15 protein-coding genes are annotated in these 14,597 nt (G+C 74.3%); 9 read left to right on the forward strand and 6 right to left on the reverse strand.

The window, feature by feature from the left end; all coding sequences use genetic code 11:
* Window positions 1-76 precede the first annotated feature (76 nt).
* Complete coding sequence (locus ACZ6KF_RS01090; RefSeq protein WP_469236682.1) at window positions 77-751, forward strand: O-methyltransferase; 675 nt, start codon at window positions 77-79, stop codon at window positions 749-751.
* A 21-nt stretch (window positions 752-772) separates the two neighbouring features.
* On the opposite strand, the gene ACZ6KF_RS01095 is transcribed toward ACZ6KF_RS01090, so the two are convergent.
* On the reverse strand, window positions 773-1,165 hold the full coding sequence (locus tag ACZ6KF_RS01095) for an FHA domain-containing protein (protein WP_356632227.1): 393 nt from the start codon (window positions 1,163-1,165) through the stop codon (window positions 773-775).
* Window positions 1,166-1,285: 120 nt separating this feature from the next.
* On the opposite strand from ACZ6KF_RS01095, the gene ACZ6KF_RS01100 reads away from it, so the two are divergent.
* Window positions 1,286-1,693 carry a DnaJ family domain-containing protein gene (locus ACZ6KF_RS01100; protein WP_356632229.1) on the forward strand — a complete coding sequence of 136 codons (408 nt, stop codon included), beginning with the start codon at window positions 1,286-1,288 and terminating at the stop codon, window positions 1,691-1,693.
* A 37-nt stretch (window positions 1,694-1,730) separates the two neighbouring features.
* Here the strand turns inward: ACZ6KF_RS01100 and ACZ6KF_RS01105 are convergent, their stop codons facing one another.
* Together ACZ6KF_RS01105 and ACZ6KF_RS01110 are read right to left on the reverse strand one after the other, a co-directional pair.
* A complete protein-coding gene (locus ACZ6KF_RS01105) occupies window positions 1,731-2,381 on the reverse strand; it encodes a hypothetical protein (RefSeq protein ID WP_469174411.1) in 651 nt (216 codons plus the stop codon).
* A 5-nt stretch (window positions 2,382-2,386) separates the two neighbouring features.
* Window positions 2,387-3,103: a hypothetical protein gene (locus tag ACZ6KF_RS01110; protein ID WP_356632233.1), complete on the reverse strand. Its 717-nt coding sequence runs from the start codon at window positions 3,101-3,103 to the stop codon at window positions 2,387-2,389.
* A gap of 122 nt (window positions 3,104-3,225) precedes the next feature.
* Between ACZ6KF_RS01110 and ACZ6KF_RS01115 the strand changes: the two genes are divergently transcribed.
* Entirely contained in the window at window positions 3,226-3,732 is a 507-nt protein-coding gene (locus ACZ6KF_RS01115) for a GNAT family N-acetyltransferase (protein ID WP_356632235.1), read from the forward strand.
* A gap of 182 nt (window positions 3,733-3,914) precedes the next feature.
* On the opposite strand, the gene ACZ6KF_RS01120 is transcribed toward ACZ6KF_RS01115, so the two are convergent.
* Entirely contained in the window at window positions 3,915-5,948 is a 2,034-nt protein-coding gene (locus ACZ6KF_RS01120; protein ID WP_356632237.1) for an MDR family MFS transporter, read from the reverse strand.
* 266 nt (window positions 5,949-6,214) lie between these two features.
* On the opposite strand from ACZ6KF_RS01120, the gene ACZ6KF_RS01125 reads away from it, so the two are divergent.
* Window positions 6,215-7,210 carry a peptidoglycan-binding domain-containing protein gene (locus ACZ6KF_RS01125; RefSeq protein ID WP_469174415.1) on the forward strand — a complete coding sequence of 332 codons (996 nt, stop codon included), beginning with the start codon at window positions 6,215-6,217 and terminating at the stop codon, window positions 7,208-7,210.
* 182 nt (window positions 7,211-7,392) lie between these two features.
* Here the strand turns inward: ACZ6KF_RS01125 and ACZ6KF_RS01130 are convergent, their stop codons facing one another.
* Together ACZ6KF_RS01130 and ACZ6KF_RS01135 are read right to left on the reverse strand one after the other, a co-directional pair.
* Window positions 7,393-8,052 carry an HAD family hydrolase gene (locus ACZ6KF_RS01130; RefSeq protein ID WP_356632241.1) on the reverse strand — a complete coding sequence of 220 codons (660 nt, stop codon included), beginning with the start codon at window positions 8,050-8,052 and terminating at the stop codon, window positions 7,393-7,395.
* Between the two features lie 230 nt (window positions 8,053-8,282).
* Window positions 8,283-8,864, reverse strand: a complete 582-nt coding sequence (locus ACZ6KF_RS01135; protein WP_356632243.1) for a TMEM165/GDT1 family protein — start codon at window positions 8,862-8,864, stop codon at window positions 8,283-8,285.
* A 572-nt stretch (window positions 8,865-9,436) separates the two neighbouring features.
* Here ACZ6KF_RS01135 and ACZ6KF_RS01140 point away from each other — a divergent pair.
* The 5 genes from ACZ6KF_RS01140 (at window position 9,437) to ACZ6KF_RS01160 (ending at window position 14,589) form a co-directional block, all read left to right on the forward strand.
* A complete protein-coding gene (locus ACZ6KF_RS01140) occupies window positions 9,437-10,081 on the forward strand; it encodes an HNH endonuclease family protein (RefSeq protein ID WP_469236685.1) in 645 nt (214 codons plus the stop codon).
* A 213-nt stretch (window positions 10,082-10,294) separates the two neighbouring features.
* Window positions 10,295-11,965: an alkaline phosphatase D family protein gene (locus tag ACZ6KF_RS01145; protein WP_469236689.1), complete on the forward strand. Its 1,671-nt coding sequence runs from the start codon at window positions 10,295-10,297 to the stop codon at window positions 11,963-11,965.
* Between the two features lie 226 nt (window positions 11,966-12,191).
* On the forward strand, window positions 12,192-12,959 hold the full coding sequence (locus ACZ6KF_RS01150; RefSeq protein ID WP_469236692.1) for a histidine phosphatase family protein: 768 nt from the start codon (window positions 12,192-12,194) through the stop codon (window positions 12,957-12,959).
* Window positions 12,956-13,249: a hypothetical protein gene (locus tag ACZ6KF_RS01155; RefSeq protein WP_356632251.1), complete on the forward strand. Its 294-nt coding sequence runs from the start codon at window positions 12,956-12,958 to the stop codon at window positions 13,247-13,249. The genes ACZ6KF_RS01150 and ACZ6KF_RS01155 overlap by 4 nt, the downstream gene beginning before the upstream one ends.
* On the forward strand, window positions 13,246-14,589 hold the full coding sequence (locus ACZ6KF_RS01160) for a zeta toxin family protein (RefSeq protein WP_469236694.1): 1,344 nt from the start codon (window positions 13,246-13,248) through the stop codon (window positions 14,587-14,589). The genes ACZ6KF_RS01155 and ACZ6KF_RS01160 overlap by 4 nt, the downstream gene beginning before the upstream one ends.
* Window positions 14,590-14,597 lie beyond the last annotated feature (8 nt).

Below are 14,597 nucleotides of genomic sequence, written 5' to 3' on the forward strand. Positions count from 1 at the left end.
TAATGAGAGTGGGAGCGGGAGCCGAGCCGTATGAGCCACGGGAGTCGAGCCGCATGAACGACGGGAGTCGAGCCGCATGAGCAACGATCAGTCCACCTGGGAAGCCGTCGACGCCTACTTCACCGGCTGGCTCTCCCCCGACGACGACGCCCTCGAGGCCGCCCTGCGCGACAGCGCCGCGGCCGGCATGCCGGAGATCGCCGTCAGCGCGCCCCACGGCAAGCTGCTGCACCTGCTCGCGCAGATCCAGGGCGCCCGCACCATCCTGGAGATCGGCACCCTCGGCGGCTACAGCACCATCTGGCTGGCCCGCGCCCTGCCCTCCGACGGCCGGCTGGTCTCCCTGGAGTACAGCGCCCGGCACGCCGACGTCGCCGTCCGCAACATCGCCCGCGCCGGGCTGGACGGCCTGGTCGAGGTGCGGGTCGGTCCGGCGCTGGAGTCGCTGCCCAAGCTCGCCGACGAGAACCCGCCCCCGTTCGACCTGGTCTTCATCGACGCCGACAAGGCCAACAACGAGCACTACCTGGAGTGGGCGCTGCGCCTCACCCGCGCCGGAAGCCTGATCGTGATCGACAACGTCGTCCGCGGGGGCCGGGTCGTCGACCCGGACAGCACCACGCCCGACGTCCTGGGCACTCGCGCCGCCCTCGACCTCATCGCCCGCAGCCCGAGGCTGAGCGGCACGGCGATCCAGACCGTGGGCGGCAAGGGGTACGACGGCTTCGCGCTGGCGCGGGTGCTGCCGTAGGCCCGGCCGTACCCGCCGTGCTCATGCCTCGTGGTAGAAGCCCACGTTCACGCTGCGCGGCCCGGTGCGGTCCTGGATGACGATCTCGCCGCTGCCGCCCCGCGGCAGCCGCACGCCGCCGCCGTACTGCAGCGGCTGCGCGTACTCCCCGGCCACCAGCCGGACCACCGACGAGGGGTCCGGCTGCGAGCCGCGCAGCCACGTCACCTGCCAGCCGCCGTCCGCCGCGCACAGGAACTCCAGGTGGACGCGGGAGACGAACAGCCAGTCGTCGGGCGTGACCAGCCGGCACACCGACCGGTCCCGGCCCACCCGCAGCACGGTGCCCGGCTCGCTGGACGCCTCGGCCATCTGCATGCCCGCGGTGGCGCCCGCATCCGTCCCGGAGACGGAAGCCATGGTCAGTTCGAGCACGTGCGCTCCCTCGTGTCGCGTCCCTGCGCGGGCCCAACGTCCTTGCGCGACGGCCCGATTGCCGGTCCCGCCGCCGCATGATAAATCGCCCCGCGGCGCGCCGTCCGGCACAATGGCCTCATGACCGAGCGAAAGCCACCCGGCGTCAGCTTCGAGTCCTGGACCGACAAACAGATCCGCGACGCCCAGGCGCGCGGCGACTTCGCCCGGCTGCCCGGCGCGGGCAAGCCCCTGCCGAAGGACGTCGAGGCGCCCTACGAGGAACTGTGGTGGGTCAAGCGCAAGATGGCCCGCGAGGGCCTGACCGTCCTGCCACCCACGCTCGCGCTGCGCAAGGAGGCGGAGGACGCTCTGCTGGCGGCGCTGCGGGCGCCGAGCGAGCGGGCGGCGCGCAAGATCGTCGAGGACGTCAACGTCAAGATCCGCGACATGATGTACAAGCCGCCGCCCGGCCCTCCGCTGGGTCTGAAGCCGTACGACGTGGACGACGTCGTACGGCGGTGGCGGGAGGGCCGGGCGGGGCGGTGACCGCCTTCACCGTGTCGGCTCCGCCGACACGGTGGGCTCAGTGGCGCAGGAGGCGGTCCGCCAGTTCCCGGTAGTCGCGCAGGGCGAGGCGGAGTCGCTCGGTGTCGGTGGAGGCGGACGTGCCCTCGTCGGTGGATTCCCAGGACCTGCGCAGCGTACGGCGGCGCTCGGTCACGGCGTCCGTGAAGCGGGCGGCGATCTCCTCCAGGACGTGGTCGGCCTCCTCCACGGCCGCCCGGGGGCCGTCGACGAACGAGGACACCGACTGCTGGAGCCGCTGAGCGAGCTTGTCGCACTCCTCGCGCGGGAGCAGGGGGGACATGCGGGAGCCCGGTGCGGAGGGGTTGGCGGGCGGTGAGCCGTGCGGGGCCGTTGCGCCCCGCGGAGCGGAGGTGCTCTGGGGGGCAGGGGTGCTCTGCGGGGCAGGGGCGCCGTGCGCGACGTCGGGCCTGCTCGCCGGTTCGGCCGGTGCGGTGGGTGCGCCGGGCGTCCCGGCCGCCGAGGACGTCTCCGGCACCGCCGGTGCGGCCGGGCTGCCGGACACCCCGGAGGTCGTGGGCGCCAGAGGGGTCTCCGACTCGGGCGCCTCGCGGGCCGTCGCCGGGTCCTCCGGGGTCACATGGCCGGTGAGGACCTCGCGCCGCTCGAAGCGGTCCTGCTCGCCCGTGGGGCGTGTCTCGTCGCTCATGTTCCTCAACTCCCCTTCGCGTGACGGGCCCACGGCAGGTGCAGCCCGCGCCCGCCGCCCGTGTGGGCCGGCGTCCCGGTCCGACCGGTCCGTCCGGCGTTCTCGGTGCGCGCGACCTCGGAACGTCCGTGGCGCTCGTCGCGGGTCGGCCGGAGCAGGTCGTCGAACAGGGCGCGGGCCTCGACCATGGCCTCGCGCATCTCCTCGGTGCCGACGGGACCGTTGCCCGCGCCGTCGGCTCGGCCGTCGTAGGCGCCGTTCACGGGCGCGTGGGCGATGCGGTGGACCCGGCGGTAGCCGTGGACGTGGTGTCCGTGGTGGACGGACAGGGCGTCGAGCTGCTCCTCGTACCGGCCGCCGTCCGGGAAGCCCCGGTGCGCGGCCAGCTCTCCGAGCAGCCGGTCGGCCTCGGCGACCGCCTCCTGCGGCGCGTCGACGAACCGCTCCTGCGCGGCCGTCCAACGGGCCTCGAACCGCTCCCGCTGCGCCGGCTCCAGCGGCCGTTCGCGCAGGTCGGCGTGGCGGTCCACGCGCTGGGCCAGCTCTCGTTCGGCGGCCTTGTGGTCGCCGTCGTGCCGGGCCACGACCCGGTCGTACTCGGGCCCGAAGCGCCGCTTCAGGTCCCGTCCGCCGTGTCCGCCACGGCGGCGCATCATCAGGGCGGCCGCCACGACGACGACCGCGGCAATCAAAATCAGAGCAATGATCAAGCCAGTGGACATGGATGCCTTCCCGGTTCTCGACCCGACCGGCCCTCGACCGGGCCGGTCGTTCGTCCGGGTTGCCCGCGGACCCCCGCCCAAACTGGTTGCGCCACGGGCCGGCCCCGCCCGCACAATGGCGCATGACCTGGACGATCTCCCCGGAACCCGTCGAGTCCCCCGCAGCGCGACAGCTGTGGCGGGCGTACTACACCGAGGTCAGCGACCGCTGGTACCTCCTCCACCGGGGCCACCGCACCGACCCGGCCGAGCTGGAGCGGGAGATGGCCGCCGGCGCCGCGAACGGCCCGGCCGTTCTCCTCGTCGCCCGGTACGACGGGGTCCCGGCCGGCACGGCGGGCGTCAGCCCGACCTCCGACCCGGCGACCGCGGAGCTGACCCGCGTGTTCCTGCTCCCGGAGGCCCGTGGGAAGGGCGGCGCGGCCCTCCTGGTCGCCGCCGCCGAGTCCGCCGCCCGCGAACTGGGCGCCCACCGGATGATTCTGGACACGCGCAGCGACCTGGTGGAGGCACGGACGCTGTACGCCCGCCTCGGCTACGAGGAGACGGCACCGCACAACGACGAGCCGTACGCCGAGCACTGGTTCAGCAAGCGGCTCGTGGACGCCGGAGGCGGAAGGAGCGTCTGAGGCGGAAGGGGCGGGGGCGTGCTGTGGGGGCGGGCGGGCTGCGGAGGCGGGCGGGGCGAGGGCGGGCTGGTGGAAGGCGGCCGGGGCAGGACCGGACTGGTCGAGCGCGACCGGGGCGAGGCTCGCCGGGGCGGGGGACGGGGAGATGCCCGGCCCGTCCGGCCGGCGGCGGCGTGCCCCGCTCAAGCCGGCCGCCCCACCGCCCGTGCGTCATGCGGCTGTTCGTGGACCGAGCCGCACAGTTCGCCGTTCAGCTCGTGGACCAGCTGGACGAGGTCGGTGGGCCGGTCCGGGCCCCACCAGTCGCCGAGGAGTTCGGCGAGGGACTCCTCGCGGGCGCGGGCCAGCCGTTCGGCGACCGCCGCGCCCCGCTCGGTGAGGATCAGGTCGAGGCCCTCGCGGACCGCCAGCCGCCGCTCCTCGACCTGCCGGGCGCCCTCGATGACGACGCTCAGCGGGACGGTGCTGCGCTCGGCGAGCACGGCCGGCTCGACCCGGCCGTACCTCTTCATCCGCAGCAGCAGCCAGCTCGCGGCGGGCAGCAGGTCGTACCCGGCCCGCGCGGTGATCTTCCGGTAGACCTCGCGCCGCCCCTCGCGGGTGCCGAGCACCGACAGGGCCCGGCACACCTCGTCGTACGACGACCGCTCGACCGGGTTGCTGGCCAGCGTCTCGGTGACGTCGGGCGCGGTGACCGAGCCGCGCAGCCGGTCCTCGCGCAGGAACCAGGCCAGCACGAACGCGATCAGGGCGACGGGGGCGGCGTAGAGGAAGACGTCGGTGATGGCGGTGGCGTACGCGTGGACGGCCGGCGGCTGGAGCGCGGGCGGCAGCGCCTCGATGCCGCGAGGGTCGGCCTCCAGGGCGTCGACGGAGACTCCGGGCGGGAGTCGGGCGCCCCGGAAGGCGTCGAGCAGCTCGTCGTCGAGGCGGTTGGCGAAGATCGTGCCGAAGACGGCGACGCCGAAGGCCGCGCCGATGGAGCGGAAGAAGGTCGCGCCGGAGGTGGCGACGCCGAGATCCTGATAGGAGACGGCGTTCTGCACGATCAGCACCAGCACCTGCATGACCAGGCCGAGGCCCAGTCCGAAGACGAGGAAGCAGCCGCTGATCGCCAGGTCGGAGCTGTTCTCGTCCAGTTCCTGGAGGAGGAGCAGGCCGAGGGTGGTGACGGCGGTGCCGGCCAGCGGGAAGACCTTCCAGCGGCCGGTGCGGCTGACGATCTGGCCGGATGCGGTGGACGCCAGCAGCATGCCGGCGACCATCGGCAGCATGTGCACGCCCGACATGGTCGGCGAGACGCCGAGGACGACCTGGAGGAAGGTCGGCAGATAGGTCATCGCGCCGAACATGGCGAAGCCGATGATCAGGCTGATCAGGGCGGCGAGGGTGAAGGTGCGGATGGCGAACAGCTTCAGCGGCAGCACCGGTTCGGCCGCCCGCCGCTCGACGGCGACGAAGGCGACGGCGAGGACGACGGCGGCCGCCGCGAGCCCGGCGATCTGCGGCGAGGCCCAGGCCCAGGTGGTGCCGCCGAGCGAGGCGACCAGGACCAGGCAGGTGGCGACGGAGGCGATGAGCAGGGTGCCGAGGTAGTCGATGCGGTGCCGGGTGGAGCGGCGCGGTACGTGCAGGACGGTGGCGATCACGGCGAGGGCGACGACGCCGACGGGCAGGTTGATGTAGAAGACCCAGCGCCAGCTGAGATGGTCGGTGAACAGACCGCCGAGCAGCGGCCCGAGCACGCTCGACGCACCGAAGACCCCGCCGAACAGCCCCTGGTAGCGCCCGCGTTCACGCGGCGACACCAGGTCCCCGACGATCGCCATCGACAGCACCATCAGCCCGCCGCCGCCCAGGCCCTGGAGGGCGCGGTAGGCGATGAGCTGCGGCATGTCCTGCGCGAGCCCGCACAGCGCGGAGCCGATCAGGAAGATGACGATGGCCGCCTGGAACAGCCGCTTGCGGCCGTACTGGTCGCCGAGCTTGCCCCACAGCGGCGTCGCGGCCGTCGAGGCCAGCAGATACGCCGTGACGACCCAGGACAGATGGTCCATGCCGCCGAGTTCGCTGACGATGGTGGGCAGCGCCGTCGACACGATCGTCTGGTCGAGCGCGGCGAGCAGCATGCCGAGGAGCAGCGCCCCGATGGAGACGAGGACGTGGCGGGACACGTGCTCCGTCTGCTCCGAGGCCTCGCGCGTTCCGTGGGCCATACGCACCTCCCGGGGCCGGTGACTGGTGGCCTGTCCGGCCGGCGGCCGGTCCAGTCGACGGCCGGTTCGGCCAGTGGCTGGTCTCTTCCCCTCCCATCGTGGGCGGTGTGCCCGTTTATGGCCCGTCGAGTCCGGAAGGCCACCCTCCGGAATCGATCGTTCCGCTACCGAGGGGCGACCTTCCCGAACACCGCGCACACGAGATCTGCATAATTTCTGCCGTTCGCCGAAATACCGGGGAACGAACCAGGGGAGGGAACGAACGCGTGGCGGAGCCGAAGGGGACTGCGTGCCCGGACTGCGGGGCGCTTCGGGGTGCGGACAACACCCCGTCGTGCGCCTGCGCACAACGGGCTTCCGACGCCCTGCGCGACGCGCGCACGGCGGAACAGGCGGCGGCGGAGGACTTCGACCCGCTGCGCATCCGGCCGTACGTCGACCTGGGCGCCGGCGGCAAGGACACCGCCCCGCCGCCGGCCGAAACGCCGGTGGAGGCGACGATGACGCTGCGGCCGGTGCCCCCGGGGGCCACCGGGGCTGCGCCCGACGCACACGACCTGAGCCTGTTCGACGCCGAGCACGGCTTCGACGCCGAGCACGGCGAGGAGCCCGGCGCCGACGGGCAGCGCCCCGCCCCGGCCGACGCAAAGGACCCTCGCCGGACCCGCAGGCGTCGTACGGCGCTGCTCGGGGCGGCGGGTGCGGCGGTGGCCGTGGTGGCGGCGGCCGGGTTCGCCGGCGGTCTGTTCTCGTACGACACTCCGTCGCGGGACAGCGCCCTGCCCGAGGACGTACGGGAGGCGGTCCCGGCCCCGACCACGGCCGAGCAGACCGCTTCCGCCCCGTCGCCCACGGCCGCCGCGTCGGCGTCGCCCTCGGCCACGCCGTCCCCCTCGGCGACGCACAGTCCGTCCCCGACGCCGACCCCGTCGTCGTCCAGCGCCTCGCCGTCACCGTCGAAGACGGCCTCGCCCACTCCCACGGCGTCGACGGCACGCGCCACCGACTCGGCCCGCCCCGCCGACGCCCAGGTCCTGCGCCGGGGCGACCGGGGCCCGGAGGTCGTCGAACTCCAGACGCGCCTGAAGGCGGTGTACATCTACCACCACGCCATCCACGGCCACTTCAACGAGGAGGTCGAGGACGCCGTGCGCACCTACCAGGTGTGGCGCGGGGTGCAGGGCGACGAGCCCGGCGTGTACGGGAAGGCGACGCGGGAACGGCTCGAAGCCGAGACGGGGCACCTGCAGTCGGGGGGTTGAGGGCAGGTCGCGGGCGGAGGACCAAGGGCAAGGTCCTGGCGGGGGGCTGAGGCAGGATCCCGGCGGCGGAGGGGTGAGTACGGATCCCGGCCGGGAGCCGGGGGCACGGTCTCGGCGGCGGGCCTCGGCGGACCGCCGCACCCCCGGCCGTGGGGCGACCCCGCCCGGCCGGCTCCCCGGCCTCAGCCGGCGGACACCCGCAACGTCCCGTCCCCCACAGCCTCGACCCGCACCTGCGTGAGGTCCCGCACCGTCACGTCCGTCCGGTGGAGCCCGGCGCGCGGGCCGATCCCCACCACGCGCATCCCGGCGGCGCGTGCGGCGGAGATCCCCGCGCCGGAGTCCTCGAAGACGACGCAGTCGGCGGGGGCGACGCCCAGTTCGGCGGCGCCCTTGAGGAAGCCCTCGGGGTCGGGCTTGCTGGCGCCGACCGACTCCGCGGTCACCCGCACGGCGGGCAGCGGCAGCCCGGCGGCGGCCATGCGGGCGGTGGACAGCTTGACGTCCGCGGAGGTCACCAGGGCGTGCGGCAGCCCGCGCAGGGAGGCGAGGAACTCGGGCGCGCCCGGCACCGGCACCACGCCGTCCATGTCGGCGGTCTCCTCGGCCAGCATCCGGGCGTTGTCCGCGTGGTTCTGCTCCATCGGCCGGTGCGGCAGCAGCACGGCCATGGAGGCGTAGCCCTGGCGCCCGTGCACGACCTTCAGCACCTCGTCGCCGTCCAGCCCGTGGCGGTCGGCCCAGCGCCGCCACACGCGTTCGACGACGGCGTCGGAGTTGACCAGCGTGCCGTCCATGTCGAGCAGGAGGGCACGGGCGGTGAGCACGACGGGGGCCGTCATCGGCAGCTCCAGGACGGGGGCGGGAGGAACCAAGGCGGCCCCGCCCGCCGGTCAGGGAAAACGGGCGGGAGCCACTTTGTTTCCTCACGGTACAAAACAACCCCCTCCCGACGCCACCGCCCGCGGCAACCTTTCACCTTCCGTTCAGCCGGCCCGAGGGCCGCGCCGGGCCGGGCGGGAGGCGCCGCGGCCGAGCCGGCCTCCGGTCGGACCGGGGCCGCACGCCCACGTCACCCGGTGACGGCCTCCCACAGGCTCCACGCCCCCAGCCCCAGCATCAGCAGCGCCGCGATCCGCGTGATCAGCTGGAGCGGCACCCGCTTCATCAGCGCCTGTCCGCCGACGATCCCGAGCCCGGCCACCGCCCACAGCGCCAGCACCGCTCCCAGGCCGACGGAGAGCGGGTCGTCGTAGCGAGCGGCGAGGTTCGCGGTCATGATCTGCGTCAGATCACCGAACTCGGCGACGAGGATGAGCATGAACCCGGCCCCGGCGACCTTCCAGAAGGACTGGTCCTCCGGCTTGCGGATCTCCTCGTCCCCGTCAGTCTTCTTGAGCATCAGCATCGCCGCGCCGCCGAGGAAGAGCACGCCGGTGAGCGCGTGCACGAGCTGCTGCGGCAGCAGCGTCAGCACACTGCCCGCCGCGACGGCGAGGACGACGTGCAGCGCGAAGGCGGCGGCGACGCCGGCGAAGACGTAGGAGGCCCGGTAACGGGTGCCGAGGACGAGGCCGGCCAGCGCGGTCTTGTCCGGCAGCTCGGCCAGGAAGACGACGCCGAAGACGAGCGCCGTGACGGTGAAGCTGATCAAGGTTCCTCAATCGGTCGGGTGCGCCCCGCCGAGAGTGTGCTGCGCACTGCGTTCACGACACCTCGGCACGGCGGCACACACGGGGCCCGCGCCGGACGGCACGGACGTGCACTGCTGGCCGAAGGTCTCGCCGGCCGACCCCCGCGTCCCCTGACGCTGGGCCTGCCTCCGGGCGCCGGCTCAGACGAGCTGAGCAGTATGTCGACGGTCCGGCGAAGAGCTACTCCCCTTCTGCGCCGTCCATCGTACGCGATCCCGGCCCACGCCTCGTCTCCGCCCGCCACTCGACCCCGGCCCGGCCTCATTCACGCCCGGCCGCCCGTCCCGCCACGACCCCCACCGTGCGCCTCACCCCCCGCCCGGCGCCCGCCCCCCGCGTACGCCTCATCCCCGCCCGGCACGCCGCCCCCGCCTCCGGCACGCCGTCACTGCCACACGAACTCCCCCGCGCGACCTTGTTGTGTCATGCGCACGTCACTAGCTTCTTACTGTGCGCACACCCACGCGCAATGCCGTACCGCGAGCATTCCCTCGCTCGCACCCCAACACCCTCGTCCCCCAAGGGAGTTCGCATGTCCAGGTTCTACGCGCGTCGACGTTTCGGCGTCGTCGCGGCCTTCTGCGCCTTCATCGCCTCCGTGGCCCTCTTCCAGGCCCCCGCCGCCAACGCGGCCCTGCCCACCCCGGTCAGCGGCGCCACCGCCCGCTCCTACCTGGCCTCCCTCCCGGTGAAGACCGAGAACCGCACCGGCTACAGCCGGGACCTGTTCCCGCATTGGATCACCATCAGCGGCGCCTGCAACACCCGCGAGACCGTCCTCAAGCGCGACGGCTCGGGCGTCATCACCGACTCCTCGTGTGCCGCCACGAGCGGCAGCTGGTACTCGCCCTACGACGGCGCCACCTGGTCCCTCGCCTCCGACGTCGACATCGACCACCTCGTCCCGCTCGCCGAGGCCTGGGACTCCGGCGCGAGCAGCTGGACCACCTCCCGCCGCCAGGCCTTCGCCAACGACCTCACCCGCCCGCAGCTCCTCGCGGTCACCGACAACGTCAACCAGGCCAAGGGCGACCAGGACCCGGCCACCTGGATGCCCTCCCGCACCGCCTACCGCTGCACGTACGTCCGCGCCTGGGTCCAGGTGAAGTACTACTACGGCCTCTCCGTCGACTCGGCGGAGAAGAGCGCGCTGACGAACTACCTGGCGGGCTGCTGACGCCGACTGCCCGGCGGGCCGCCGAGGCGGAACCCGGCGGACCGCGGACGCGTAACCGCCCGGCGGGTTGCCGGCCCGTGTGTTCCGCCCCGTTCCGCCCGGACACCCGGCCGCCCGATCTCGATCCGGCAAACCCTGTGGGTTCCGCACCGGAATCTCCCCACGGCCCTCCGTCGTTCCGTACCGTACGGGGCGACGGAGGAGGGCGATGACGTGGCGGAACTGCGCCTGGGGCCACTGCTGAGGTACGTCGACGGCTCGTCCGCGACCGTCTGGGTCGAGGCGAGCCGTCCGTGCACCGCCGAGGTGCGCTGCGCGGACGGCGCACGCGCCGAGGCGCGCACCTTCCAGGTCGGGGGCCACCACTACGCCCTGGTGCCGGTGACCGGCCTCACCCCGGACACCTCCACGGCGTACGAGGTCCTCCTCGACGGCACGCCGGTCTGGCCGCCGCCCGACTCCCCCTACCCGCCCTCCCTCATCCGCACCTCCCTGGCCGACGGCCCGCTGAGGGTCGCCTTCGGCTCCTGCCGCTGGGCCGCGCCGCCGGCCCACGACTCCCCCGTCCACCGCTCCTCCGGCCACGAGAAGGACCCCGTCGGGCCGGACGCCCTGGACACCCTCGCCGCCCGCATCGCCGCCGACCCCACGGCCGAGCGCCCCGACGTCCTGCTCCTCCTCGGCGACCAGGTGTACGCCGACGAGACCTCCCGGGCGACCCAGGAGTGGCTGGCCGGCCGCCGCGACCTCGGCCGACCGCCGGGGCCCCAGGTCGCGGACTACGAGGAGTACACCCGGCTCTACTACGAGTCCTGGCTCGACCCCGAGGTGCGCTGGCTGCTGTCCACCGTGCCGACCTGCATGATCTTCGACGACCACGACGTCATCGACGACTGGAACACCTCCGCCTCCTGGCTCGCCGACATGCGGGCGACCGGGTGGTGGCGCGAGCGCGTCCTCAGCGGCCTGATGTCGTACTGGGTGTACCAGCACCTCGGCAACCTCTCCCCCGCCGAACTGGCCGCCGACCCGCTGTACCGCTCCGTACGGGACACCCCCGACGCCACCGACGTCCTGCGCGCCTTCGCCGACTCCGCCGACTCCGACCCCACCACCGCCCGCTGGAGCTACCGGCGCGACTTCGGCCGCGTCCGGCTGGTCATGGTGGACAGCCGCGCGGCCCGCGTCCTGGACGAACGGCACCGCTCGATGCTCGACCCGGGCGAGGCGCAGTGGCTGCGCGAACAGGTCCTGGACGACCGGGAGTCGTACGACCACCTCCTCATCGGCACCTCCCTGCCCTGGCTGCTGCCCCACCTGGTGCACGACGTCGAGGGCTGGAACGCCATGCTCTGCCGCGGCGAACGGGGCCGGCGCTGGGCCCGGCTCGGGGAGAGGATCCGCCGCGGGGCCGACCTGGAGCACTGGTCGGCGTTCCCGGAGTCCTTCGCCGCCCTGGCCGACCTGATCGCGGAGGCCGGTTCCGGCCCGGCGGCGCCCGCGACGGTGTGCGTGCTGTCGGGGGACGTCCACCACGCCTACATCGCCGAGCCGGCCTGGCGCGAGGCCGCCCCCGACGCCCGCGTCCTCCAGCTCACCTGCTCCCCCGTCCACAACTCCGTCCCGCTGTCGATCCGGATCGGCTTCCGCTTCGGCTGGAGCGCCGTCGCGCGTGCCCTGGGCCGCGGTGTCGCCCGGCACGGCCGGGTCCCGAAGGCGCCGGTGTCGTGGCGGAAGACGGGCGGCCCGTGGTTCGGCAACCAGCTCATGACGCTGACGCTGCACGGACGTTCGGCGCGGCTGCGGCTGGAACACGCGCGGGCGGATGCGGAGGGGGACGGGTCGCGGTTGGTGACGGTGGAGGAGACGTCGCTGGACAAGTGACACAGTGACGTCAGTGACACCAGTGACATCAAGTGACCTGCTGTCACGGTCGGTCGGTTCCCGCCACGGCCGGCGCACGACCGCTTCCGTGACGGCCGACGCACGACCGGTTCCCGCCACGGCCGGTGCACGATTGGTTCCCGACACGGCCGGTTCGACGACGCAGTGGCCGGAACCGCCCATGAACGCCGTGGCCTCACGAGTGACCCAGCTGCGAAGGGACGACATGAGCTTACGAACGCCGCCCGGTGCGGTGCCGCCGGCCGGCCTGGTTCCGCCCTGCGCGCTGGGCGGTCTGTGGGCCGTGCGGCACGGGCAGAGCACGGCCAACGTCGCTTTCGCCGCGGCGGAGGCGTCCGGTTCCACCGCGCCGGTGCCCGGCCGGGACCGGGACGTTCCGCTGTCCGAGCGGGGCGCCGCGCAGGCCCGCGCGCTGGGCGGCTGGCTGGCCGGGCAGGCGCCGGAGACCGGGCCGGACCTGGTCGTGTGCTCCCCCTACGCCCGCGCGCTCCAGACGTGGGAGGGGATGGCAGCCCGCGCCGCGGAACTCGGCGGACCGCGGCCGGACATGCTCGTCGACGAACGGCTGCGGGACCGGGAGATGGGCGTCTTCGAACTGCATCCGCCGACCGCGCTGCGGGCCCGGGCCCCGGAGGAGGCGGCCCGGCGGGAACTGCTGGGCGAGTGGCACTACCGGCCACCCGGCGGGGAGGCCCTCACCGACGTCGCCGTACGCGTCGGCCAGTTCGTCTCCGACCTGGGGCGGGCCGCGCCCGGACGGCGGGTCCTGGTCGTCGCGCACGACGGCGTGGTCATCGCCCTGCGCCACGTCCTGGCCGGCATCGGCGCCGCCGCGCCCGGGGAACTCCCGCCGGTCCCGAACGCCTCGGTGTCCCACTGGAACGGCGACGGCCTCCGGCTGCGTCTGGCCGTTTGGGGCGACACCGCCCACCTGACCCCACCGGGCGACACGGAAGGAACGACGCACGCATGACCGACCACTCCCCCACCGACCCGATCCTCGCTCACGTCGAGCCGGTACCCGGCGGCCTGTACGGGGACCAGCCCTACGAGGCGGCCCTCGCCGACCTGCGGTCGGCCGTGGCGGAGGTCTCCGCCGCACTGCGCGACGCCGACGGCACGCGCGCCGAGCAGCTCACCCACTACCAGCGGGACCTCAACCGCGCCCAGCTCCAGCTGCGTCCGGACGACACGGCCGCTCTGGAGCGCGCGCACGCGCTGTCCCGTACGGTGCGCCGCTACCTCGCCGGCGGGGCCGCGTGAGCCCGACCACCGAGGGGCAGCTGCCGCCCGAGGAGAACCGGCGCATCTTCCGCGAGCAGATCGCGCCCGTCTACCTGGACGGCAGCACCCCGCAGCGCGCGCCGGTCGCCGTGATCGTGGCCGGGCAGACCGGGGCGGGCAAGACGGCCGTGACCCGCATGGTCAAGGACGCCCTTGACCGCAACGGGGAGACCGCCTGGATCAACATGGACTTCTACAACCCCCACCACCCCGACTACGCCCGCTGGCAGGCCGAACGGCCGCAGGAGGCCGACGCCCTGGTCCGGCCGGACGGAGACGCGTGGTGGGAGCAGGCTCAGAGTTACGCGCTGGAGCGCGGCTTCAACATCCTGCTGGAGTCCGCCATGGTCACCGCGGCCGAGTACGAGGACATCTGCCGGCGCATCCGGTCGGCGCCGCTGCCGCCCGGCGTCGCCCCGTACCGGATCGAGACGGCCTTCGTCGCCGTACCCGGCCCGGTCAGCCGACTGGGCATCATGTCCCGCTACGTGGAGGAACTCCAGGAACGCGGGCACGGCCGCCTGGTCGACCCGGAGATCCACGACGCCGCGCTCGCCGGGGTGGTCCGCGGTGCGGCGGCCTTCGAGGCGGAGGGCCTGGGCGACTACGCGGTCGTCATGCGCCGCGACGGCCACACCGTCCACGCCCAGCCCATCGCCGCCGGCCAGGCCGTACCGGAGGACCGGCTGCAGCTCGTGGCCGCGATCAGGAACGAGCACGCCCGCGTGCAGTCGCCCGCCGAGGCCGCCCAGTTCGCCGCCCGGCACGCCGCCGCGACGCTGATCGCGCCGGACTTCGCGGTGCCGGAGCTGGACTACATCGCCCGCGCCGCCGCGCCCCTTCTGCCGCCGCCGACCGCGCCGTGGCGGGAGGTGTCCGCGCGTGCCGCACAGCTGCGCGGCACGGCTCCGGCCGGGCCCGACCCGACGCTGCTCGCCCGCACCGACGCCGACGTCGTACAACTCCTCGCGCGCACCCTCACCGATCGCCACACCGCCCTGTCCACGGGCGCCGCGCAGGCCGCCGTACGGCATGAGGCGGCCGCTGAACGGTTCCTCGGGGAACTCGCCCGGCGCGGGGCGCTCACCCCCGACCAGCGGTCACAGGAACGGCAGCAGCGCCAGACCCTGCGCACCGCCGCACACCGCGCCGTCGGCGAACCGGGCTCGCCCCCGCCCGCCCTGCCCAGCGCCGCGGCCGCGCGCAGCCGGTCGGCCAGCGTCGTCCGGCCCCCGGGCAGCGGTCCGACCACGCAGGGCCCGGCCGCCGCCCCACGGCCCGGTCACGGCACCGAGCAACGCCGCGGCCGCGGCAGATGACGCAGCGG

It is taken from the genome of Streptomyces sp. NPDC046379 (assembly GCF_055587785.1).

What these genes read in the sequence shown, in the direction of transcription:
- ACZ6KF_RS01090 (WP_469236682.1), top strand. Translation starts at nt 77, where the DNA reads ATGAGCAACGATCAGTCCACCTGGGAAGCCGTCGACGCCTACTTCACC.
- ACZ6KF_RS01100 (WP_356632229.1), top strand. Translation starts at nt 1,286, where the DNA reads ATGACCGAGCGAAAGCCACCCGGCGTCAGCTTCGAGTCCTGGACCGAC.
- ACZ6KF_RS01105 (WP_469174411.1), bottom strand. Translation starts at nt 2,381, where the DNA reads ATGAGCGACGAGACACGCCCCACGGGCGAGCAGGACCGCTTCGAGCGG.
- ACZ6KF_RS01110 (WP_356632233.1), bottom strand. Translation starts at nt 3,103, where the DNA reads ATGTCCACTGGCTTGATCATTGCTCTGATTTTGATTGCCGCGGTCGTC.
- ACZ6KF_RS01115 (WP_356632235.1), top strand. Translation starts at nt 3,226, where the DNA reads ATGACCTGGACGATCTCCCCGGAACCCGTCGAGTCCCCCGCAGCGCGA.
- ACZ6KF_RS01120 (WP_356632237.1), bottom strand. Translation starts at nt 5,948, where the DNA reads ATGGCCCACGGAACGCGCGAGGCCTCGGAGCAGACGGAGCACGTGTCC.
- ACZ6KF_RS01130 (WP_356632241.1), bottom strand. Translation starts at nt 8,052, where the DNA reads ATGACGGCCCCCGTCGTGCTCACCGCCCGTGCCCTCCTGCTCGACATG.
- ACZ6KF_RS01140 (WP_469236685.1), top strand. Translation starts at nt 9,437, where the DNA reads ATGTCCAGGTTCTACGCGCGTCGACGTTTCGGCGTCGTCGCGGCCTTC.
- ACZ6KF_RS01150 (WP_469236692.1), top strand. Translation starts at nt 12,192, where the DNA reads ATGAGCTTACGAACGCCGCCCGGTGCGGTGCCGCCGGCCGGCCTGGTT.
- ACZ6KF_RS01155 (WP_356632251.1), top strand. Translation starts at nt 12,956, where the DNA reads ATGACCGACCACTCCCCCACCGACCCGATCCTCGCTCACGTCGAGCCG.